This window comes from Shewanella marisflavi, assembly GCF_002215585.1.
GTDB classification, from domain to species: Bacteria; Pseudomonadota; Gammaproteobacteria; order Enterobacterales; family Shewanellaceae; genus Shewanella; species Shewanella marisflavi.
On record NZ_CP022272.1, the window covers coordinates 2354572 to 2379468 of the forward strand.

General features: G+C 47.5%; 15 protein-coding genes and 4 tRNA genes. 4 read left to right on the plus strand and 15 right to left on the minus strand.

What is annotated here, in order from left to right; all coding sequences use genetic code 11:
• Entirely contained in the window at positions 1–237 is a 237-nt protein-coding gene (locus CFF01_RS10310) for a glutaredoxin family protein (protein ID WP_088904734.1), read from the minus strand.
• Positions 230–2365: a bifunctional 23S rRNA (guanine(2069)-N(7))-methyltransferase RlmK/23S rRNA (guanine(2445)-N(2))-methyltransferase RlmL gene (gene rlmKL, locus CFF01_RS10315; protein ID WP_088904735.1), complete on the minus strand. Its 2136-nt coding sequence runs from the start codon at positions 2363–2365 to the stop codon at positions 230–232. Before rlmKL ends, CFF01_RS10310 begins: the two co-directional genes overlap by 8 nt.
• Before the next feature lie 307 nt (positions 2366–2672).
• Between rlmKL and CFF01_RS10320 the strand changes: the two genes are divergently transcribed.
• From CFF01_RS10320 to CFF01_RS10335, 4 genes are all read left to right on the plus strand, one after another.
• Positions 2673–2749 (plus strand) — tRNA-Met (locus CFF01_RS10320).
• A gap of 47 nt (positions 2750–2796) precedes the next feature.
• Positions 2797–2873: transfer RNA gene (locus tag CFF01_RS10325), tRNA-Met, on the plus strand.
• A gap of 47 nt (positions 2874–2920) precedes the next feature.
• Positions 2921–2997 (plus strand) — tRNA-Met (locus CFF01_RS10330).
• A gap of 47 nt (positions 2998–3044) precedes the next feature.
• Positions 3045–3121: transfer RNA gene (locus CFF01_RS10335), tRNA-Met, on the plus strand.
• A gap of 1002 nt (positions 3122–4123) precedes the next feature.
• Here CFF01_RS10335 and CFF01_RS10340 read toward each other — a convergent pair.
• The 13 genes from CFF01_RS10340 to CFF01_RS10400 all read right to left on the minus strand — a co-directional run bounded on the left by CFF01_RS10340 (position 4124) and on the right by CFF01_RS10400 (position 24838).
• Positions 4124–4657 (minus strand): cell division protein ZapC, encoded by a 534-nt coding sequence (locus CFF01_RS10340; RefSeq protein WP_088904736.1) that lies wholly within the window; start codon positions 4655–4657, stop codon positions 4124–4126.
• Positions 4658–4815: 158 nt separating this feature from the next.
• Positions 4816–5841, minus strand: coding sequence for a quinone-dependent dihydroorotate dehydrogenase (pyrD, locus tag CFF01_RS10345; protein ID WP_088904737.1), 1026 nt, complete (start codon positions 5839–5841; stop codon positions 4816–4818).
• Positions 5842–5908: 67 nt separating this feature from the next.
• Positions 5909–10747 (minus strand): NAD-glutamate dehydrogenase, encoded by a 4839-nt coding sequence (locus CFF01_RS10350; protein WP_088904738.1) that lies wholly within the window; start codon positions 10745–10747, stop codon positions 5909–5911.
• A gap of 264 nt (positions 10748–11011) precedes the next feature.
• Positions 11012–13315, minus strand: coding sequence for an efflux RND transporter permease subunit (locus CFF01_RS10355; protein ID WP_088904739.1), 2304 nt, complete (start codon positions 13313–13315; stop codon positions 11012–11014).
• A gap of 12 nt (positions 13316–13327) precedes the next feature.
• On the minus strand, positions 13328–14341 hold the full coding sequence (locus CFF01_RS10360) for a WD40/YVTN/BNR-like repeat-containing protein (protein WP_088904740.1): 1014 nt from the start codon (positions 14339–14341) through the stop codon (positions 13328–13330).
• Positions 14342–14424: 83 nt separating this feature from the next.
• Complete coding sequence (locus tag CFF01_RS10365; RefSeq protein ID WP_033538333.1) at positions 14425–15789, minus strand: DUF1329 domain-containing protein; 1365 nt, start codon at positions 15787–15789, stop codon at positions 14425–14427.
• An 18-nt stretch (positions 15790–15807) separates the two neighbouring features.
• Positions 15808–17856, minus strand: a complete 2049-nt coding sequence (locus CFF01_RS10370) for a DUF1302 domain-containing protein (protein ID WP_033538332.1) — start codon at positions 17854–17856, stop codon at positions 15808–15810.
• A 324-nt stretch (positions 17857–18180) separates the two neighbouring features.
• Positions 18181–18396, minus strand: a complete 216-nt coding sequence (locus CFF01_RS10375; RefSeq protein ID WP_033538331.1) for a DUF2835 domain-containing protein — start codon at positions 18394–18396, stop codon at positions 18181–18183.
• A 53-nt stretch (positions 18397–18449) separates the two neighbouring features.
• On the minus strand, positions 18450–21011 hold the full coding sequence (pepN, locus tag CFF01_RS10380) for an aminopeptidase N (protein WP_088904741.1): 2562 nt from the start codon (positions 21009–21011) through the stop codon (positions 18450–18452).
• A 72-nt stretch (positions 21012–21083) separates the two neighbouring features.
• Complete coding sequence (prc, locus tag CFF01_RS10385) at positions 21084–23129, minus strand: carboxy terminal-processing peptidase (protein WP_088904742.1); 2046 nt, start codon at positions 23127–23129, stop codon at positions 21084–21086.
• Between the two features lie 30 nt (positions 23130–23159).
• Positions 23160–23801 (minus strand): RNA chaperone ProQ, encoded by a 642-nt coding sequence (gene proQ / locus CFF01_RS10390; protein ID WP_033538328.1) that lies wholly within the window; start codon positions 23799–23801, stop codon positions 23160–23162.
• Positions 23802–24076: 275 nt separating this feature from the next.
• Positions 24077–24535: a GAF domain-containing protein gene (locus CFF01_RS10395; protein WP_033538327.1), complete on the minus strand. Its 459-nt coding sequence runs from the start codon at positions 24533–24535 to the stop codon at positions 24077–24079.
• 18 nt (positions 24536–24553) lie between these two features.
• Positions 24554–24838: a YebG family protein gene (locus tag CFF01_RS10400; protein ID WP_033538326.1), complete on the minus strand. Its 285-nt coding sequence runs from the start codon at positions 24836–24838 to the stop codon at positions 24554–24556.
• Between the last annotated feature and the right edge of the window lie 59 nt (positions 24839–24897).

Consider the following 24897-nt stretch of genomic DNA (forward strand, 5'->3'; position numbering starts at 1 on the left):
TTATACTCCTGTAAACTGTTGCAGCTGCTCTCGATCAAAAGGCCAATCGAGCTCTGAGCCATCTTCTTGGTTGCGCAGCACCGGGATACGAACGCCGTAACGCTCGGCTAAAACGTCATCGTCACAAATATCCTGCAAGGCATAGTCGATATCTAAAGTGGCGATGATCGCCTGAGCCTGCTCACACAGGTGGCAGGCCTCGGTATGAAATAAGATATAGGCACTCACTTTAAGCATGGGTGATCAACCAAGTATTATGAATATGGGGATTGCGCTTGTAATCCAGCGGTAGCGTCTGCTTATCCAGGTTGCTTACCGTGACCCCAAGGGCACACAAGGCGTCGATTTCCATCTTGAACTTACGCTTATTGTTCGAAAACAGTATCTCTCCGCCTGGACGCAGCAGCTTCACCAAGGCGCTCAGCAGCTTGACATGATCCCGCTGTACATCGAAGGAGTCTTCCATCCGCTTAGAGTTTGAGAAGGTCGGCGGATCGATAAAGATAAGATCGTACTGCTCCTGGCAATCATCTATCCACTGCAAGCAGTCTCCTTGAATAAACTGATATTGCTTGCCTTTAAGGCCATTTAATTCGAAGTTGTCTTGCGCCCAATTAAGATAGGTATTAGACATATCCACGGTGGTCACCGACTTAGCGCCGCCCAGCGCGGCATGCACAGAGGCACTGCCTGTGTAGGCAAATAAGTTCAGTACATCACGGTCTTTGGCTTTCTCGCCCACGAGTTTACGGGTTAGCCTGTGATCCAGGAACAAACCTGTATCCAGATAATCTTTCAAGTTCAGCTTAAACTTGGCGCCATATTCGGTAGTGACTAGCTCAAGCTTGGTGGCATCCAGTTTTTGGTACTGATTGGTTCCCTTTTGACGCTCGCGGGTCTTGAGAATGATCTTGTCAGGGTCGACACCAATCGCCTGCGGCAGCACCAAGAGGACATCGGTTAGACGCCTTTTCGTCACCGCCTCTGGAATCGTCTTAGGCGCCGAATACTCCTGAATCACCACATGATCCAGATAAATATCCACGGCGACATTATACTCAGGGATGTCGGCATCATAGAGACGATAGCTGTCTATGCCCTCTCGCTGAGCCCATTTGCTCAGCTGTTTATGGTTTTTCTTAATCCGATTAGCAAACGCGCTGGCGACCTCGCTTACCTCACCGCCTTGGCTCAATACCTGACCAGGGTCGATGCGTCGAGTGCTATTGGCGTGCAGCGTATAAAGGTTAAAAGCACATTCGAGCGCACCATTATACATCTTCATCTGCTTGTCAGCTTTGAGCTTAAGGGCTGATAGCAGCTCGATATCGCTATTGAGTACTGCCACCTGCCAACCGCCGAATTCGGCCTTTAGCTTGTCGCCCAACTGATAGTAGAGCTGTAAAAGCGAGGTGACATTACCAAGGCGTTCACCATAAGGAGGGTTAGTGATTAGATAGCCCTGCTCCACAGGTGGGGTGACATTAAGCGCATTGGACACCGAAAACTCAATAAGCTCAGCCACACCGGCATTTTGGGCATTACGTTTAGCCAGTGCCACCAGGCGCGAATCGATATCCGAGCCATAAAATTTAAGGTCACAGCGCTTCACACCCATAGAGGCGCGAGCCTTGGCTTCACTAAGCAGTTCCTGCCACACGCCATCTTGATGGCGCAACCAGTGGTCGAAACCAAAACGACGACGCTGCAGCGCTGGTGCGATATCACAGGCCATCATTGCCGCTTCAATCAAGATAGTACCGCTGCCACAAAAGGGGTCGAGCAGATCTTTAGGAGCTTGCTGCCAACCACTACGAACTAACATATTTGCTGCCAGATTTTCCTTGAGGGGCGCCTCACCTGTTGTCGCGCGATAACCACGTTGATGTAACGCAGGGCCAGAGAAGTTAACCCCTAAGGTGATTTGACCCCGGCGAAAATGGGCGTCTATCTTGAAGTCTGCATCGACACGAGCCACATCTGGTCGTGGGCAACCATCGTCACGAAAACGGTCAACTACCGCATCTTTAACCTTTAGCGCGCCAAATTGTGAGTTTTTAATAAAACCACCGACACCATGAAAATCTATGCTAAAGCTGCTCTTATTAGAAAAATGTGTTTGCCAGTCTATGCAATAAGCCGCGTTATAAAGCTGCTCAGGTGTTTCGCACGGGCCTTTGTAGATCACTAAGATGATACGGCTGGCCAGGCGTGACCAAAGCGTAATGCGGTAAGCTAATTCCAGCGGCGCTGTAAAATAAACGCCGGCAACACTTTCTTTTATTTCCGTAGCGCCAAGTTCTGCCAACTCAAGGGACAACGCGTATTCATAGCCTCTTGGGGCTGCAGCAAAAAAATTTAACATGGATAGATAGACACACTTCAAAAATCAATCCGTCATTATACCTTGTCCACAGATTAAATGATAAAAAGTTCTGTCAGATGAGTGCCTAAAATTTCGCTGCGTGATCAATAAGCCCGCACTCTGTTGGATAAATAAACGCTTAACACCAAATCCTCGATTGTTACTTGCATTGCTCGTCTCATATCGATATAGTTCGCCCCGCTTTGACGCAGAGAGCACTGACTTAACCCAGGTAACATGAGTTAACTTAGCATCAAGTTCGAAGGTCAAAGTGTGTTAGAGAGGATAATATCGCTCTCAATACGGACGCGGGATGGAGCAGTTTGGTAGCTCGTCGGGCTCATAACCCGAAGGTCGTCGGTTCAAATCCGGCTCCCGCAACCAATTTCTTTTGTAGCAAGAATCAAAACAACTACGGCGTTTCTTACGGACGCGGGATGGAGCAGTTTGGTAGCTCGTCGGGCTCATAACCCGAAGGTCGTCGGTTCAAATCCGGCTCCCGCAACCAATTTCTTTTGTAGCAAGAATCAAAACAACTACGGCGTTTCTCACGGACGCGGGATGGAGCAGTTTGGTAGCTCGTCGGGCTCATAACCCGAAGGTCGTCGGTTCAAATCCGGCTCCCGCAACCAATTTCTTTTGTAGCAAGAATCAAAACAACTACAGCGTTTCATACGGACGCGGGATGGAGCAGTTTGGTAGCTCGTCGGGCTCATAACCCGAAGGTCGTCGGTTCAAATCCGGCTCCCGCAACCAATTTCTAATGAAATAACTTTTCTAAACACTCCCTTGGTTATTCCCCTTTCTCAAACAGCTAAAACCAAAACGCTAAGCAAAAAGCTCATCGGGCTCAGCTCTTATAAAAGCCGCGAAGGTCGTCGGTTCAAATCCGTTCCTCCAACCAATTTCTAATGAAATAACTTTTCTAAACACTCTCTTGTTTAACCCTTTTCTCAAACAGCTCAAACCAAAACGCTAAAGCAAAAAGCTCATCGTGCTCACTCTGATAAAAGCCGCGAAGGTCGAAGGTTCAAATCCGGCTCCCGCAACCAATTTCTAATGAAACGACTTTCTAAATACTCTCTTGTTTAAACCCCTTTCTCAAACAGCTCAAACCAAAACGCTACAGCAAAAAAGCTCGTCGCGCTCACTCTTATAAAAGCCGCGAAGGTCGAAGATTCACAACCCGTTCCTCCAACCAATTTCTAATGAAATAACTTTTCTAAACACTCCCTTGTTTAACCCCCTTTTCTCAAAAAGCTAGAGCAAAACGCTAAAGCAAAAAGCTCGTCGCGCTCAGCTCTTATAAAAGCCGCGAAGGTCATTGATTCACAGTCTGCTCCCGCAACCAATTTCTAATGAAATAACTTTTCTAAACTCTCTCTTGTTTAAATGCCTTTCACAACAAGCTAAAGTAAAATGCTTGGCTGCCCTACACCAATCGGGCCGTTTCAAAATTTTCTGCATGCTCAAAAACCAATGTCCGGTTAAAAAACAATCTATAGCCGTTAACTGTTTTCTCGCGCTTTAATTTACCTTAGCAAGCTAGCCCTTCTATAAAGCCCTTCTATAAAGGCCTTCTATAAAGGATATGGGAGTTGTCGATTTTATAGCATTAAGCGAGAAAAACGCGAGAGGTTGATTTAATCAATAGATCGGAAAAATGATTTACGAGCAATCGTCGTAATAAAATAAATTGATCAAAAAACAGGCATAAAAATAGGGAGCATCTGCTCCCTAAATAAATCTTGAAATTTTTTAAGCTGCCGCGATCTGACGATTGGCTTTTAATGGATGCAATCTATCATTCATCACTTTAATGCAGTCAAACTGGCGCATCGTCTTACTGTCACTCAACTGCAACTGGGGTGATAACAGCATAACCAGGGAGGCCTGAATATTCGATTCGACCACTAAAACCTGTCCCACTTCCCCTTGGCATTTCAACTGGAAGACCTTGCCTAGCTCACTGTAAACACACACTGCCGATGTATCAAAAAACCATGACTTAGGCATCTGTGGCTTTAACAAATAATGAGCCGCTGTTGCGTTCAACGCCAACTGAACCCTCACCGCATCGGCAATATTTAAAGACTTTCCAATACGCTCAATAAATTCGATATAGAACTTGGCATGTTCTACACTAAATTCCGTCGTCGCCAAGGCATCTGGAATAAGTGCTTTCGTTTGATAGGGAGTCAGAAATTCCATATCCGAACCTAACGAAACGCTTAATACCCCATACGAATCGTTATATATCCATTGCCAATCCCTTTGTGGCATTAATAACATAACGTGTACCTATATACCTTAATACAGCTCGATAATAGATTATATTTCACTCAATATCAAAAAAAATTTTACAAATATGATATAGATAACAACATGTTATATTGATCTAACGCGATCTAAATAAGATCGCGCGATCATTTTGAGATCTAAATAAGATCTTATTTATTTTTTACGCGATATGCGTCGACGATCTCTTTAATTAATTCTGGGCCACGATAAATAAAACCAGAATAAATTTGTACCATAGTCGCTCCTGCATCCAATTTATCAAATGCATCCTCCGCACTATTAATACCACCAACACCGATAATAGGTACTTGCCCTTTAAGACAAACCGCTAACTGTTTGATCACTTTAGTTGATAATGAATTCAATGGCTTACCGCTCAAACCACCGGCTTCATTAGAATTAACCAAACCACTAACACCATCACGTGTCAGGGTTGTGTTGGTGGCGATGGCACCATCAAACTCATTACGGATCAAAGATTCAGCAATCTTTTCTATTTCTTCAGGTTGCAGATCCGGGGCAATTTTTAATGCGATCGGCACATACTTACCATGCTGCTCGGCAAGATCTTTTTGCTTGGCTTTTAATGATCCAAGGAGATCATCAAGCAGGTCTCCATACTGTAAACTGCGCAGACCAGGAGTGTTAGGCGAGGAAATATTCACGGCAATATAGGCCGCATAAGGATACACCTTGTCCATACAGATAAGGTAATCTTCCTTGCCCTGCTCTACCGGTGTGTCCTTATTTTTACCTATGTTCACCCCAACCATGGCGCCAGACTTAGCCGCTTTTAGATTGGCCACCAAGTTATCAACACCTTTGTTGTTAAACCCCATACGGTTAATGATCGCCTTAGCCGGCTTCAAACGAAACAAACGTGGCAAGTCATTACCAGGTTGAGGTCTCGGTGTAACAGTACCAACCTCTATATGTCCAAAGCCCATCGCATGGAACGCATCGATACATTCACCATCTTTATCCATGCCGGCAGCGAGTCCAACAGGATTTGGAAACGTAAGTCCCATAAACTCTACCGGCGCAGCTTGCAGCTTCTGCGCGTAAAAGCAGTTTAACGGCGAATTCGCAGTTGATTTCAGACTACCTATAGCTAAGTTGTGCGCCTTCTCTGGGTCCATCTGAAACATCACTTTCTGTGCGATTTTGTAAAACATGCATTCTCCTAGACCGAAAAAAGCCCCGGCATTTGCCAGGGCTGATGACTATATTTTAGTTTTATGATTAACCTTCACAATGAAGGATCAACAGATTTAGCTCACGTAGGGCGACTGAGAACTTAGCAAACTCATGAGTCTGCGAGGTCTTAAAGTCTGCAAGCATGTGGAACCATCTTTCCAATAAGCCCTGATTGGATTCGACCCACTGTTCAATAATGGCATCAGCGTCACAAACCGATGTGCAAGTACGTAACACCGCTGAACTCAGTGAACGTTGCTGCCAATCAAGCTCTTCCCTAAATGCCGCTCGCGCCAACGCTTGCCAATGGTTCGCCACTGGTTGTGCGCTGATCTGCTCAAGGAACCAGTGCAGGTCGATGCGCGCACCAAGTTTATAGTAAGTCTCGGCAACTAAGGCTACCGGCTTATCTTCCAACTCAGCAATTTGCGAGATATCCAAGGCGGAGAACAGCGTACTCATATTAACGACATCAGTCGCTACCTGCTCTGGCACACCCTCTCTCACTAGGGCAGCGATCTCGGCGCGTATACCGTTGACTTCATCTTCCACCATATATTGGTGAACATTTTGACGAAGCTCTTGGAATACAGGGCTGAAGAATGCCACTACCTGTTCAATCGTCTGGTTACGATTACGATGACGTAAGAACCAACGACATGCGCGGCGTAGATTACGACGCAATTGGTGTAGCATCTCACCCTGAACAACCGCAGGGACCACACCATTTAGCGCCGTGATCGATTTAGTTAATTCAGCTAAACCAAATACTTCACGTGCCATAGTGTAGCAGATCGCTGCTTCAGCGACTGAGGCACCTGTCTCATCTTTCATACGCTGTACGAAATTTAATCCCATATCGTTGACCAACTCGTTGGCCAACGAAGTCGCGATAATTTCAGCTCGCAGCGGGTGAGTCACCATACGGTCGCTATACTTCTCTTGTAGCTGACGCGGGAAATACTCAATCAACAGCTGACTTAAGAATGTATCGTCAGTAATTTCCGGTGTCAGCAACTGCTCTTTCAATACCATCTTGGCGTAAGCCACTAATACCGACAGTTCAGGACGAGTTAGTGCCTTGCCATTAGCTAAGCGCTCTGCCAGCTCATCATCAGATGGCAGGAACTCTAAGGCTCTGTCGAGCTTGTCTTCTTTTTCTAGGTAATGGATGAAGCGGATCTGCTCTTTCAACTGCTCGGCGCCGCGCACCTGAGTCACAGAGATGGTACGGGTCTGATCCTTACAGTCTTGCAGTACGATGCGGCTGACTTCGTCAGTCATCTCAACCAACAGACGATTACGCTGTTTCACCGTCATCTCACCTTCGGCCACCATGGCGTTTAGCAAGATCTTGATGTTAACTTCGTTGTCCGAACAGTCCACACCACCCACGTTATCCACGAAGTCGGTGTTCATACGGCCGCCGTTTGCAGCATATTCGATACGACCAAGCTGGGTACAACCTAAGTTACCACCCTCGCCTATGATGCGAGCCTGAACTTCTTTACCGTTAACACGCAGCGCGTCGTTGGCACGGTCGCCTACTTCAGCATGAGTTTCGCTGGTAGCCTTAATATAAGTACCGATACCACCGTTCCAGATCAGATCCACCTTCATCTTCAGCAACTCTTTAAGCAGCTCGTTAGGTGTCATAGATGCTTTCTTAGTATCAAGCATCTTCTTCATCTCTGGTGTCAGTGTGATTGACTTGGCCGAGCGCAGGAAGATGCCGCCACCCTTTGAGATCAAGTCTTTATTGTAATCTTCCCAGCTAGAACGCGGCATTTCGAACAGACGTGCACGCTCTTTGTAACTGATCGCCGCATCCGGATTAGGGTCGATGAAGATATGCATATGGTTGAAGGCTGTCACCAGACGGGTGTGCTCAGAGAGCAGCATACCGTTACCAAATACGTCACCGGCCATGTCACCAATCGCCAAACAGGTGAAATCAGTTGTCTGGCAATCGATACCAATTTCGCGGAAGTGGCGTTTAACCGATTCCCATGCACCACGTGCCGTGATACCCATCTTCTTATGATCGTAACCGTTGCTACCACCAGATGCGAAGGCGTCACCTAACCAGAAGCCATACTCTTCAGAGATAGCGTTAGCGATATCTGAGAAGGTCGCGGTGCCTTTATCGGCCGCCACAACCAAATATGGATCGTCTTCATCATGACGTACCACATTAATAGGAGGAACGATTTCACCTTCGACAATATTGTCAGAGATATCCAGCAGTCCACGGATAAACAGGCGGTAACATTCTTGACCTTCGGTAAAGAAGGCATCGCGTCCACCGTCTGTTGGCAGTTGCTTACAAACGAAGCCACCCTTGGCACCTACAGGGACAATTACGGTGTTCTTCACCTGCTGGGCTTTCACCAGACCCAACACTTCGGTACGGAAATCTTCACGACGATCTGACCAGCGCAGACCACCACGAGCCACCTTACCACCACGAAGGTGAACACCCTCTACTCTTGGAGAGTATACAAAGATCTCAAACTTCGGCAGCGGACGTGGCATTTCTGGGATCTCTTCAGGCGAGAACTTAAATGACACGTAAGGCTTGTTACTACCATCTGGCAGCACCTGATAGAAGTTGGTACGCAGCGTTGCATTGATCAGATCCAGGTAACGACGAATGATACGGTCGTCATCTAGGCTAGACACATCTTCCAGACGCATATCAATCTGCTCAACAAACTTAGCTAAAGTACGAGTCTTGAGCTTAGGGTTGAACTTACGGATAAACATCTTCACCAGAAGATCGGCTATCTGTGGGTAGCAACTGAAGGTCTCTTCGATATACGCCTGACTAAAGGTCGCATCGATTTGACGCATATATTTTGCGTAGGCACGTAGCACTGAAACTTCACGGCCCGATAAGCCAGTAGCCAGAACCAGACGGTTAAAGCCGTCATCTTCAAGCTCTTTACGCCAAACCTGTGATAATGCTGTCTGGAATCTATCTTGGCTATCGGCCAAATTATCGACCGCTGCACCTTGTACCGTCATCAAAAAGTCCAAGATCCAGAAGGTTGCACCATCTGCGGTGATCACTTCATAAGGACGCTCATTGATCACACGTAGGCCGAAATTTTCCAGCATAGGCAATACGTCAGATAGATGGATCGGCTCATCTTTATGGAACAGCTTTAGACGGACTTTGTTGTCTTTTAATGCCGTTTCCTGTGGCTGATAGAAGAGCATGCCCAGTTTATGGTCATCGTCAAGGGCCTCTAGGTGCTCGACATCAACCACGGCTGAGCTAGGCAACACATCTTCTTTATAGCTACGGGGGAACGCATTAACATAACGCTTCACCAAACGGTTACCCGACTCTTCGCCTTGGGCAGTGATCAGCGCTGTGTTTAACTTATCTTCCCATGAACGCGCAGCTTCAATTAGATTGTTTTCGATGGCAGCCACATCTACATCCGTAATATTATTTTCAACTTTGACTATGTAATGAGTACGCGCGAGCGTTGACTCAGAAAAATAAGTCGTAAATTCAACATCTTCTTTAGTATTGAAGTGTCGAGCCAAGATACGCTGAGTATCTTCACGCAGCTTAGTGTTGTATCTGTCCTTAGACACATACACCAGGCAAGAGAGAAAACGGCCAAAGCCATCTTTACGAACAAATAGCTTAAGCTTGTCGCGATCTTGCATCTCAAGCACGCCGCGGGCCATGTTGGCCAGTTCAGTTTCGCGCGCCTGAACAATCTCGTCTCTTGGCAAGGTTTCGAGAATATGCATCAAAGCCTTGTAGTCATGAGAGTGTGGCGTCAGGCCAGAGTCGTCGAGCACACGCTGGATTTTCTCTGCCAGCAGCGGGATCTCACGTGGGCTGCGGTTGTAAAGATTAGAGGCGTACAGACCGATGAATCTATCTTCACCTATCACATTGCCTTGCTCGTCAAATCGCTTAATACCGATATAATCAACATATGCAGGACGGTGAACACGGCTCTTCTCTGTGCTCTTGGTCAGAATAAGTAAGCTGCTATCCAGTGCTTCCTTACGAGCAGAATCAGACAAGCTTGAAAGCATCAAGCCTTTAGTATTCTTAGGTTTTCCCGGTACGTTCATCAAGCCAAGACTGGTCTCGTTTGCCGGTACCAGTTCAAGGTCACCTTCCACCTTATGCAGGTCGTAACGACGATAGCCCAACAAGGTAAAGTGATGATTGTTAAGGTAAGTTAAGAAGTTAATCGCTTCATCTAACTCACGCTTCTCACCAGGAAAAGGACGGTCTGGCAGCTCGGCAATGGTCTCGGTCAACTTGTTAGACATGGCCTGCCAATCGTTAACCGAAGCGGCGACATCACCCAGAACAGACTGAATCTCTTTCTCAAGGCTCTTGATATCAGCGTCGCTGCTGAGTCTATCGATCTCAATCAGGAACACAGCCACTCTATCGTTATGCTCGTCCTTATCGTCGTTATAGCTGACACTAGTGATGTCGCCTTGCTCACGCTTCACGGTCAAAGGCGTATGCAGCATCATATGGGTAGTGATCCCCATACGGTTTAGCGCCATCCCCACAGAGTCAACCAGGAAAGGCATATCAGGTTGAATCACCTCGATAATCGAGTGGGATGATTTCCAACCATGCTTAGATTGACTCGGATTAAACACGCGAATATGGGTCTCGCCAACAGGCGTTTTGTTCGCGGCATTCCAGAGACTGAGTACGGCGCCGTAAAGATCACTGTCATTGCGGTGTTGCAAGTCATCTTTTGACATATGGGCATAAATACAAGTTGCGAACTGTTCAACTTGTTTGGCTTGTGTATTGGGAACTTTGGAGTGAATGAGGCTGACTACGTTCTCAAGTAGTACTGAAGGCATTGCATCTTTCAAGGCCATGTTGCTGTTTCCTTTAGGGTCTATGGCAGCGTTTTTGTAATTTTATGGATGCTTGAGCATATGACAGGCCAAATCTAATTATGTGACCTAAGTCATAGCGCGAAGTTTATTACTAAATGTGCCAATTTTCGAGAACTATTTTAGTGGTAGATCCTCATCCCTCGGGGTTTTGCGGCCATATGGAAGCTCATGATGAAAAAACAATCGTAAAGTAAGCGTAACTATGCAAAAAAAGAGAGAGCCAATGCTCTCTCTTTCAGTCCACTATCGCGGCTTACGCCAAAAAACAGCGCCGATCGCCGGTAAAATAATTATTGCGCCTAACATATTCACTAAAAACATGAAAGTTAACAGGATCCCCATGTCCATTTGGAACTTTAGCGCAGAAAAGAACCAGGTACTTACGCCTATGGCTAAGGTCAGGCCGGTAAAGATCACCGCACTGCCCCGCTCGACTAAGGCCTGATGATAGGCCGTCTGTACTGGCATACCGTCTCTGAGTTTCACCGCCATGGTCGACAAGATATAGATGCCGTAATCGACACCTATCCCCACGCCGAGGGCAATAACAGGTAAGGTACTTACCGCCAAGCCGATGTCGAGTTGGGTCATCAGCGCCTGGGCCAGTGTGGACACCACATAGAGCGGCAGGATCACGGCAATAGTTGCTCTAATCGACCTAAAGCTGATTAGACAGAGCACAAACACTGCGCCATAAACATAGAGCATCATCGGCATCTGCGCCTCGGCAACCGCCTCGTTGGTGGCGGCCATCACCCCCACAGGCCCCGATGCCAGCTTAAACTTAAGCTTGTCGTTGTCCATCTTGGCTGACAGGGTTTTAACCTTATCGATCACCGTCTCTATAGTTTCTGCCTTGTGATCTTTAAGAAACAGATACACAGGCATCACAGAGCAGTTCCCGTCGAGCAAGCCCGAAGTGGTTGGGATCTGCCCTACCGCCTGAACCAGACTCGCAGTGGTGCGCGGCAACACCTGCCACTTGGGATTACCTTCGTTAAAGCCGGCGTTAACCCGCTTAGCAACAGACGCCAGGCTCGCAGTAGACTCCACACCAGGGGTATTAGCCACTAACCACTCAAACTCATCTATCTGTGTCAGCACATCATGGTAGGTACAGGCCTCAGGGAAGGCTTCGACAATCACAGTCATCACATCTGTGGTGATAGAGAAGTGATCGGTAATATAGAAAGTGTCCTGGTTGTAGCGACTATCAAAATGTAGCGCCGGCGCTCCACCTTGCAGATCGCCTATTTTCATCTTGTTCGCTTGCTGCAATCCGACGCCATACAGCACCACAGTGGCGACGAGTACTACGGCTGCATACTTAGGCGTGGCAAAATAAGAGAGTTTACGCCAAAGCTCATCGACACGGCTATTTTCCTTGGGTGGCAGCGCCTTCACTTCGGTATATGAGATCAGCAGCGGCAGAAGCACCAGGTTGGTCAGAATGATCACTGCCACACCCAAGGAGGCCGAAATTGCTAGCTCACGGATGATACCGATATCAATCGCCAGCAGAGTCATAAAACCAACGGTATCAGAGAGCAGCGCAATACCGCCCGGGATCAGCAGGCTTCTAAAAGCCAGCGCCGCCGCGGCTTTGGTGATCTCGCCCTCACCAACACGGCGTCTGACCGCGTTGATCATCTGCACCCCATGACTCACCCCGATAGCAAACACCAAGAAAGGGATCAGTATCGACATGGGATCTAGGCCAAAACCCACCACAGTGAGCAAACCTAGCTGCCAAACTACGGCCACCAAACTACATACTAGAGGCAGCAGGGTCAGCTTTACGGATTGCGAGAACAGATAAACCATCACGGCGGTCACTAAGATGGCAATCGCGAAGAAAAGCACGACGCCCTTGGCGCCTTCGGCAACATCGCCGGCCATCTTTGCAAAGCCGATAATATGAACCTTTATCTGATCGTTTTCATATTGACCTCGCAGCTCATTTTCAAGCTGACTGGCAAAGGCCAAGGTATCGAGGGGCTCACCGGTTTGCGGGTCAAAATCCATCAATTGGGCCGTTACCATGGCTGCCGAGTAATCTTCCGCAATGAGGCGCCCGACGATACCGGCCTTCTCAATATTACTGCGGACCACCTCTAGCCCGGCAGGCGTTGTGGAAAAATCAGCCGGAATCACCGGGCCACCGGCAAATCCATCTTCCACCACCTCGGTAAAACGGGTTGAGGGTGAATAGAGAGACTTTACCTGAGCACGATCGACCCCAGGAATGAAGAACAGCTGATCATGGACCTGCTTAAGGGTATTGAAAAAATTGGGATTAAATATGTTACCGCTGGTGTCCTCTACCGACACCATGATGCTGTTAGCGCCGCCGAACTGCTTCTGATGCTTCAGATAAGTCTGCATATAGCTATGATTAAGCGGAATATTCTTAACAAAAGCCGCATCCATCTTCAGATGACTGGCTTGAAACCCGAGAAACAGAGTTGCCAGCAAAAAGGCGAATATTACATAGGCCCGTTGCCGAAACAGGAAGGACTCTAATCCATTAACTAATTTATCTAACATGCCTGGGCCTTATTATTCTTGTTGTAATGCAACGAAGCCTTTTGTACCAGCAAGCCAAAGCTTGCCTTTGGTATCCTTACCAATTGACACTAGGTTTTCCCCTTGGCGCTGTGCCACCAACTCGACGCTATCATCGGCGGTAACATCAATGACCACACCACCGTTGCCCACGAGCCTGACTTTATCGTCACTGAGCACTATGCCGCCATTGAGGGTAGAGTTAGTGGTGAGCGCTATTTCCTGCCACTGCTCAAGATCCCCATCGCTCTTAAACAGATTCCCCCTGAGACCGAGCACATAGATCCCCTGCTTAGCCACTAACACATTAAAAAGTGACCCTTCATATGGGAAATCAATACGTTGCCAGCTCAGACCATTGTCTTGTGAAACAGCAGCTAATCCGAGCTCGCCCACCATCAAAAGACGGTTATCGGCTAAGCGTACAACGCGATTAAAATGCGGCAATAAAGTACTACGCTCTTGAAGATAAAGGCTTTCATCCTCCGCTTTTAGCTCCTCTAGATAAGCCTGATCTTCTTCATATAACAGCTCAGTATGAAACTCCTGCTGCCACTGCTTACCGCCATCGAGAGTACGATAGAACAGGCCATAAGCGCCAATGGCGATCCCCTGCTGGGCATCAAAGAACAGCACATCTAAGAAAGGCTTTTCGATTTCAGCAGAGCTCATCTGTTTCGCCCAAGTCTTGCCGCCATCTTGAGTATGCAAAATGGTCGCATCATGCCCCACTGCCCAGCCAAGCTCAGGCGTTAGCAGCGTCGCCTTGGTTAACAGTGCACGGGTTGGTGAACTAACCTGCTGCCATTGATCGGTAAAATGAAATAGATGACCACGATCGCCAACGGCAATCACAGTCTCTCCCTGCTTGGCAATATCCAATACCAGAGAGTGAGTGGCCAAGGGTTGTTTATCTGAGCCAACCACTTCTTCCGCGCTATAAGCAGGAAACGTGGAGGCAATAAACAGAGAAGATAACGCGACAAGCCGAAGCATGCTAAACCACATACAAACTTCCTTTCGTGAAATGAGGGGCCTGTTGGCCCCTCTCCCCTAATTCTTTATAGAATTAGTCCATAACGCATAAGTGCTTAACGAATACCAGCACGTCTCAATGCCGCTGGCGTAAAGTTGGCTTCACTCAGCTGGGCATCAAAGTTATACATACGTCCTTCGTTGTCGAGACCCATAGCCAGATAACGACGTGACTGTAGATCATGGATCACTTCAAGCGTGGTCCAGTGTGTTGGTACTTCATAGTAGTTAATCGCATGAGCGACGGCGACACGGTATAACTCGTCGCGGTTGTCATACATATCCGACAAAGACACCTGCCATGAATCTTCATCTAGGTAGAAGACACGTGTCTTATAGATATGACGCATCCCCTCTTTTAGTTGCGCCTTGACCACCCAAACACGGTGTTTCTCCCAACGAACATGCTCTGGATTGATATGACCAGGCTGCAGGATCTGCTCATATTTTAGCTTGTCTGAATGGAGCTTATAGTCGTTGTAGGGAATGTAGATCTCTTTCTTACCCATTAACTCCCAGTTGTAACGAACTGGCGAGCCGTTGAACATATCGAAATCATCTGTTGTGCGCAGACCATCAGACACTGTGCCCGGGGTATCGAAAGCGACATTTGGCGCCTTACGTACGCGGCGCTGCCCTGTGTTATAGGTCCATGCCTGACGAGGCAAGGCTTCCTGATCCATGGTCTCTTTAACCAAGAGCGCGGTACCTGCAAGACGAGCTGGCTGTGTCACGACCTGCTTAAAGTAAAACAGGGTATTAGACTCTTTCAATTTATCCAGTGTCATCTCTGGGCGAGAATACTCAAAACGTATCTCTTCGGCGGTTTCTACTAAGGTGTAGCTACCCGATGCCGTTGGCGCTGCCTGGCTACGGGCAGTCTCAACGTCTACGCCACGAAAACGCAATACGTGGTTCCAAATCGCTTCTAAACCATTTTGTGGAATAGGAAACGGCACACCAATCGAGCCCCCAGAAATCCCGTTACCATCGGCAACCAATTCGGCGCGAGTGGCATTGGCTTTAGTCGCGTCGTACACAAACTGAGGAACAGAAGCGGTTCGGCGAGTCTGATACACATTCATCTTGAACGTATCAGGATAAAGATCAAATAGCTTTAGCTGACCTTCGGTGAGATGGTCCTTATACTGATCTTTATTGGCATTGGTGATAGTAAACTCAATCTTATCGGCTGCGAAGGGATCGGGATGATGCATACCTTTCTCATAACCCGCCACAGCTTGGGTAATACCGCCATCCCAGGCTGGAATAGAACCGTCGGCGTTACCCGCCTTTTCGCCACCTAGCGGCGTCAGTTCGGTACCGAGTTTTGCCGCCTGCGCCTCTGATACTTTCGCAAAGGCCGTTGGCGCAGTTAAAGCAACGATCACAGCTGCCGACAATAGTGTTAATTTTTTCATTCTTATTGTCCTTGTGAATTAGATTGAATACTTGATGTTAAATGACACGTAATCACGATCTGACATCAGATTCGTGGTGCCAACACCACCGAAGAAAGAGTTATAGGAAACATCGGCTCCCCAACGGCTCTGGTAATCGAAGTTAATGCCGATGGCGACTGACTTCTTACCTTCGGTGAAAAGGAACATAGGATCGGGTGTGATCCCTTTAACATCATGGGAGAAGATGATGCGCGGTGCCATGTTGACCCCGGCAAACAGGTTGTTGTATTCAGCCTTGGCCACAAAACGATAGCCCCAGGCAAAATCGGTCGGGAATGGGTTGGTTTCAGGGCCATTGTGAACAGCCTCGATGATCCCTGGCATATCAGGGTTACCGCCTGAACGTGCCGTCCCCGGTCCATTGAGACGCAGCTCGTCAAAGCCAGGCATATCATGGATCCATACGCCACCGACCTCGGCCAACACCACCAGGTTATCAGTGCCCAGAGTCGGACCAAATAGATGAGTAAAGGTCACCTGCGCTTGTGTGGTATCACGCAGAATATAGCCTTCGGCCGCTTCACCCGAGCCGATGCCCTTCACCTGTGAAATACCGTCTAAATCTGGGCGAAGACCCGCGTTGGCTAGCTGCTGTGGCATAGCGGCAAACAGCAATTCTACATCATCGATCTGCAGTGGCTCATCTTGACGATGGGCAATTTCACCAGCTACCGAGGTATCGCCAACCAGAGTATTGAAACTAAAGCCGTATAGTTTGATATCTTCCGGGTATTCAATCTGCGCCTTGGAGAAGGTCTCTAACCCCAGCAAGGTTTGACGGTCAACTTCACCACCTGTCGCGCCAATGGCAGCCAGGGTCGCTAAATCTTTACCTATTGCCTCTTGGGTAAAGTTAGCCGCTGTACCGCTGATCAACGGACGTCGACTATGGTAATTCATGTAATAGAAACCAAACTCTGTCTCACCTAGCTCAGGGGCATAGTAACCTAGCTTAATACCATATTGGCCCGAGTCACTGGCGCTGGCCTGATCTTGCATCAGGGTCACTTTGGTTGGATAAGCCAAGGCAAGTGATCCTAAGGTCGCAGCATCATACTGGCCTGACGCCACCATAGCGGACAGCTGTTGATACTCTTCGATCAGAAAATCTAGATTAATATCTGGGTTGGCGTTAAAGCCAAGCTGAGCGTTTTGCGAGTAACCACCGTAACCGGCGAAATCATTGGTTGAGAAATAAGAACCAGGTGTTGGAACCCAAACAGGCTGCCAATCATACTGATAAAAGGCTTCAAGGGAGAGCGATTCACTAATACCCAATGATGCCCAAATCATCCCTTGAGGTCTGAAGGCTTCTTTCAGTTCTGCACCCGGTGCATTAAGAATATTCAGGTCAACTGGATTGATCACACCAATACCATGTGGAATAAGGGTACTTTCACCCCATGACACCACCTGGTTACCGATACGGACGCTAAGTGGATTGGCACCATCGTTAAAGTCGAAATCACCATAGATGAATGCATCCAGCAAGCGCACATCTTTACATTGCACTTCAGAAGCTTCTGAGTCGGCACAAGGATCATATTCCTTGCCCGTTATCGGATCGCTGTAGCCGTAGCTACCATTGTTGGCTTTCTGATCGTAGAAATACATGCCACGAGCAAACAAACCGAAATTCTTATACTTTAACGACAACTCGTGCAGGCCTTTAAAGACCATGGAGGTCACATCGCCCTGTGAGTAGAGCAAGTTACCCAAATCACCGTTGCTTGAGTAAGACCCTGGCTGAGCCCAAATCTCAGTCGAAGTGTACTTAGTATTATTAAATGCCGAATAATTAGACCAATCGAAGCGCGGGTGATTAACCTTGCCAATCTGGTCATTCCAATCACGTTCTTCTACCCGCCAACTTGCACCGGCACTGAAGGTTGAATCGAATGAACCTTGCACTTCTCCCCAATCGAATGACACGGCTTGTACGCCAGATGTCACCCCAACACTCAACGCCGCAACGATCCCCAAAGCTAGCGCTGACTTGTTAAAGCCATTTTTAACGTTTTTCATTTTTAGCTCTTCTCCGTAACCTGCTGGATTCTTTGTTATAGGAATGATGGCCAACATCTTGTTAGCGTACAGGTAACACCATTGTTACAGCATTTAGGTGGGATGAGCAAGGCGAAAAAACAGAAAATTACCTTGAGATTTGTACACTTAAGCTAAAGGACTTATCTATTTTCAAACGACTGATTTAAATTCTTTCTAACAAGTCATACCAGATGAAAAACGGCTATTGAAAAAACAAGCAGAAACAGGCAATTAAACTTTTAGATTGGGAGACAAAATTTTGAGTGGAGCACAATCATTCGTTTGAAGTATATACTCTAAAACTTATAGTGGAGTGAGGGAAACGAACTGTCCGTTATCATCGAGTTCCAGTCGAAAATAACCCTTTATGCCTGACGTGGTTAAAAAAGGCCGAAAATGGCGAGCGTGTATCCAGAGGATCTTCCCTGAAATATCTCTAACCTCAATTTTATCGATACTTCCTTGATAGTAATTGAGAAAATCCTGGTAACTCACCTGAATAGGAAAAGTAAATATCATCATAGTCTTAGTTTAAAAAAATGGCGAGATGCTAAGCACCTCGCCCTACTAACTTATGCCAGCGCCTTAGACACCTTCTCGTAAAGGTCCTTCGACAGATCTGGCAAGGCCAATATCTCTTCTAGCGCAGCTCGCATCAACTTCTGACGCTGCTCATCAAACTTCTTAAATTGGATCAATGGCGTGATAATACGCGCAGCAACCTGAGGATTTAAGGTATTGAGTTTAATGATTGCCTCGGTCAAAAATCGATATCCGCTACCATCAGGCTGATGGAACGAGAGCGGATTAGCCGCAGCAAAAGCGCCAATCAAGGAACGTACGCGATTAGGGTTGGAGAAGCTAAAGGCACTGTGCAGTGTTAACTCACGCAGCGCCGTCACGCGATCCTCACCTAGACAACAGGCATGTAGAGTCAACCACTTGTCCATCACCAATGGCGTATCGGCCCATTTCTGGTGAAAATCAGAAAGTAAACTGTCTCGTAATTGAGACGCTTCCTGATTCAACGCAGCCAGGGCGCCTAGGCTGTCGGTCATATTGTTGGCCTGTTCATATTGTCGCTGTGCCAAGACTTGATGAGCATCAGACATCTGCAATAGCAGGGTTAAACAAGCATTCTTTAAGGCTCTGGCTCCGGCATCATCCTGGGAGGCCAACTCACGATAGCGCGCCACAAGTTCATCTTCACAACCTGAGGCAATTTCCTCAATCAAAAACTCTCGCGCCGCCGCCAATGCGTCCAGATCGACCTGTCCCACCTGCTCTACCAAGGTATTCAGGCTTGGGAAGTTCAGCACCTCTGCAAGTAACGCCTTGTCCAAGGCTTCATCGAGCAGCAAGCCTTTAACCGCATCGACGAGTCGAGGGTCAACATACATAGACTGCTGCGCCTTAAGATGTTCAACGTTACCCCAAACGGCCTGGCTAAATAAGGCTGCAGAAGCCTCCCATTTAGCCACTTCGCTACTCGCATAACGCATCAAATGAATGAGTTGCTCGACGCTATAATCAAACTTGAGTCTGACTGGCGCCGAAAAGTTTTGCAGTAAAGACGGCACAGGGCGCTCAGCCATCTCACTAAATACCAGTTCTTGCTCTGTCTCTGTGACGCTAAAGACTTGACTGAGTAGCGAACGACCATCGCTAGCGATCAGCTCAAGATCCAACGGAATATGTAAAGGCAGCTTCTCGCTTTGATCAGGCGTTGCCGGAGTATGCTGGCTAACAGTGAGGCGATACTCTTGCTTATCCGCATCATAGGCCTCAAGGATAGTCAGCTCAGGCGTACCGGATTGACTATACCAACGCCTAAACTGGCTCAGATCTACACCGCTGGCATCTTCCATCGCCGCCACAAAATCATCACAGGTTACCGCCTGTCCATCATGACGCTCGAAATAACACTTCATCCCCGCCTGGAAGCCCTGCTCACCTAATAAGGTGTGCATCATGCGGATCACTTCGGCGCCCTTGTTATACACGGTCACGGTATAAAAATTGTTCATCTCAATGACGGAATCTGGACGGATCGCATGGGCCATCGGCCCACTATCTTCGGCGAACTGCTGATTCTTGATCACCTTGATCGCATGAATACGATTAACCGCGCGTGAGCCCATATCGGAACTGAATTCTTGGTCTCTAAAGACAGTCAGCCCCTCTTTCAGGCTCAATTGGAACCAGTCGCGACAAGTCACCCGGTTGCCGGTCCAGTTATGGAAATACTCATGCCCTACCACAGACTCAATACCGTGATAATCCTCATCGGTGGCTGAGTCTTTATCGGCCAACACATATTTTGTATTAAATACATTCAGACCTTTGTTTTCCATGGCGCCCATGTTGAAGAAATCCACCGCGACGATCATGTAGATATCAAGATCATATTCTAGGTCGAAGCGGCTTTCATCCCAGGCCATCGACTTTTTCAGTGACAGCATCGCATGATGTGCCTTGTGCAGATTACCTTTATCGACAAATACCTGCAGCGCCACTTCGCGGCCGCTCTTAGTGGTAAAGCTGTCGCTAAGCAGATCAAAATCACCAGCCACCAAGGCGAACAGGTAAGCGGGTTTGGGGAAAGGATCTTGCCAACAGACAAAATGACGCCCATTGCCCAGATCGCCACTGTCGACGCGGTTACCATTACTCAACAGATAAGGAAAGGCTGCCTTATCGGCTTCGATACGCACCGAATAGACAGCTAGAACATCGGGGCGATCGAGGAAATAAGTGATACGTCTAAAGCCTTCCGCCTCACACTGAGTACAATAGGCGCCATCAGACATATATAGCCCTTCGAGTGCCAAGTTTGCCTGGGGATCCAGCTGAGTCACTATGGTTAGCTCAAAGGATGCTAAATCGGTATCAAGATGCAACTGGCCTTCGACCTCGCGGTACTCATGAGCTTGGCCATTGACCAGCAACTGACTCACTGTCAGGCTCTCACCATCAAGTACCAAGGTCTTGGCTGTGTCGTTAACTCGGCGAACCTGGCTCACCGCCGTTACCTGAGTGTTAGCACCATCCAATACAAAGGAGAGATCCACCTGGGTTATTGTGTGGTCCGGTGCTCGATAATCTTTTAAATATTTGGCCTTAACCTGTGCCATTCACATTCCCTCATCTGAAAAGATTATAAAAAAACGCGCCAATAGCGCGTTTTTATTAAGTCTGGCTCAATACTATTTCACCTGATTTTTAGCCACTTTATCCATATCCACCAGATCCAGTGTGATATAGACAGTTTCATCTAAAAACGCATCAGGCGCTTTCACATCGTCTTCGGCGTCATCTAGCGATTTAAGCGCTTCTAACCCTTCCACCGCACGGCGCTCGTTAAGACGGGCAAGTTGCTTATCGTCATTGGCTTCACGCTCGGCGATACGCTCTTTCTCCACCAGAGAAACACTGGTTTCTTTATGGCTCTTCTTAAACTCTGCGATATCTTGCTCGATATAGCCAAATTCAACATCTTTCTTAATACGCTGCTGATGACGTGAGTCCAAATGAGTCACTAACTCAGGGTTTATATCGCCAAGGGTACCGTATTGAGCAACAGGCACCTTGTCCCATGGCAGTGCATTGTCTTCTTCAGCCTCGCCATACTCACCAGGCTCCAGAGCACTCGGGAATGGAATATCCGGTGTGACCCCTTTTAGCTGTGTACTACCACCATTGATACGGTAGAACTTGGCAATAGTGTACTGCACATGGCCTATCGGCTTGTCGTACATATCATAGATACGACCAAGACTCTTATGCTGTTGTACCGTGCCTTTACCAAATGTCGACTCACCGACGATCAATGCTCGGTCATAATCTTGTAAAGCAGCAGCAAAAATTTCTGATGCCGAAGCACTATAGCGATCTACCATCACGGTAAGTGGCCCTGAATAGGTCACACGGCCGTCGTTGTCGCGATTTTGTGACACCTTACCGTTTGCGTCACGGATCTGAACCACTGGACCCTGCTCGATAAACAGACCGGTTAACAGTGTTGCTTCGGTTAAGGCACCACCACCATTACCACGCAGGTCAATCACCACACCTTCGACTTTAGCTTCTTTGAGTTTCACCAACTCTTTGGTGACATCCTGTGACAGGTTCATGTAGAAGCCAGGGATCTTAATCACTCCCACCTTGCGACCAGCATAATCACCGGTTGATGGTTCAATCACTTCTGAGGTCGCGGCGCGATCTTCTAAGCGTATCTTGTCACGAACTATGGTGACATCGATAGGCTTAGCCGCTGAGCCCCCCTTCTTAGGCAGGATCTGCAAAATCACCTTGCTGCCTTTAGGGCCCTTGATCAACTCGACCACATCGTCCAGTCGCCAGCCGATCACATCGACTATCTCTTTACCTTCCTGGCCGACACCCACAATACGATCTTCCGGCGCCAGTTTTTCACTGTTAGCCGCAGGGCCACCAGCAACCAGGCTCTTGATCACCGTATAATCATCATCCATCTGTAATACCGCGCCTATGCCTTCAAGGCTTAGGTTCATCTCCATCTGGAAACGTTCGGCGTTGCGAGGTGACAGGTAACTGGTGTGTGGCTCGACGCTACGAGAGAAGGCGTTCATCACACCCTGGAATACATCTTCACTCTTGGTCTGACTCAGACGCTTGATGGCATTGTTATAACGCTTCTCAAGTACCTCAACGATCTCATCCCAGTTCTTACCGGTCAGTTTAAGGTTCAAGGCATCGTATTTAACACGTTGACGCCACAGTTCGTTAATTTCAGCCTCATCTTTCGGCCAGGCGGCTTCATCTCTGTCGTACTGGTAACTATCACCAGGGAGATTAAAGTCCATCTCCTTATCCAGCAGGGATAACGCATAGGCGAAACGATCGTAACGACGCTGCTGCACCAGATCGAACATCTTATAGGCCGGCGCTAAATCACCGCTCTTCAGCATATCATCGAACTGATTTGAATACTGTTTGAAACTGTCGATATCGCTTTGAAGCAGGACATTGCGACGGTAATCGAGCTGCTTAAGATAGCGCTCGAACACCTGCTGTGAAAAGGCATCATCCAGATCGAATCTGTGATAATGGGCGCGAGTGAACAGGCCTGTCACTCGCTTGCTTGCCACTTTATGTTGCGGCTCTTGTGTTAAAGAGGGCAACTCGCTAGATGGAATACTGGGCGTCAGTGCCCAAGCCGAGAATCCTACAAATATGCTGGCAATGGATGCTGCCAGAGTGAGTTTTCGCATCAACAAGTTACTCCTTTATACGATGAACAGTTATAGCAGGATATGTTCTACAGGTACTTTTACCGTCAATCCCGAATCTAACTGCACTTGAACATCTTCTTTCTTGATGTCCAGAATAACGCCTGCGACAGGCGATTTACCTAATTTGACACTCACGCGTTGATTTGGTTTCAACTCGGTGAGTACGGCAGGACTTAAATTTTGCGCCTCAACTTGCGGCTTAGTCACCTTAGGAGCAGGCTTGCTGCGCTTAGGTAATGGCTTTTTAAAGGCCTTCTTTTCTGCCTTAGGGCCTGGCTTGTCAGTCTTCTCCGCAGCGGCTTTCGCTGCACGCTTAGCCTTGGCCTTCTCCTGACTTTCTTTCAGTGTAGCCTGAGCATGATCAATATGCTCTTGCTCCAGCTCGCCACACTCATTACCGTCAAGATCGACACGCTGCGCCCCAGCTTTAACGCCTTTAAGATAACGCCAGCTACTGGTGTAACGGCGCAAGGCGATTCTTAATTGCGTTTTACTGACTTTAGAATCATCAGCTAACCTTTCAGCCAAGTCTTGAAACAATCCTATTTTTAGAGGCTTAGTTTCACCTTCAGCGATAAAGCATAAAGGAAATGTTTCATATAAATACGCAAGAATTGCGTTGGTGTCGGTCAACTTTTCTGTTGATTCCATCATTACTTCCACAGTTTAAAAGGGACTATCACCTTGTCACGTTATGGCGTGGGTCGGCGTGTCGTTCATATTGGTTAGACATCGGGTCGTTAATTAAGGCATTTCAGCCCTCGACCGCACAATCCAACATACCTTATCAATTACATTAAACAAACGCCAAGTATTCATTTCAACTAATGAAATGTAAAAGCGTGTGATTTTGCATTCATCAAGCGGCCTATTATAAAGGTGCGCGAGATGAAAGCGACCATCAATTGTGCAAAATTGGTTGTAGTTTAAGCAAATAAAGCCTTTTCTAGGCTTTTTACGCAGGACTCCAGCCCCAATTGATCTTTCTCATCGAAACGGGAGAAGGATGGACTATCAATATCTAACACGCCAATGACCTCTCCATCACGGCGCAGCGGAATTACAATTTCTGAATTACTTGCCGAATCACAAGCAATGTGCCCTTCGAAACTATGCACATCGGCAACGCGTTGGGTGCTATCTGTTTGAGCAGCAGTGCCACACACCCCCTTCCCCATAGGAATGCGCGTACAGGCTACTTTGCCTTGAAAAGGCCCCAGGATCAGTTGCTCACCTTGAAGCAGATAAAATCCCACCCAATTGATATCCTCAAGGTGCTCATTAAGCAGCGCTGAGAAGTTCGCTAACGCCGCGATAAGGTTATCTTCCCCGGCGAATAAGGCGTCAACTTGACGGGAGAGTGTCGAATAACAAGGTGCAGTCATACTATTTTCCTAACTATATTAAGTTTTTGCTTCAGCTTTTTTCGCCGGTTTCTTCGCGGGTGCGGTCTTAGTGGTCGCGCCGCCTTTTAACAGGCCCATTAACTGATCTTTATTTTCTGCCATGTAGAAACATAGCTGCTCGATTGCATTTTCGTCTAAGCCTAAATCAACTTGCTCGATAAAAGGAAGAAGATTATCTGCAATATCGAGCATCTTATCGTAGGCATCGGCCTCCTTCTTAGATGTGAATGTCATCTTCTCCACCCCTTCTCTGACTACGACAAATTTCGTTATAACTGCCATATCACCCTCACACTGTTTTTATATACAGTTGTAGAATCTCATAAATACAACTTCTTATG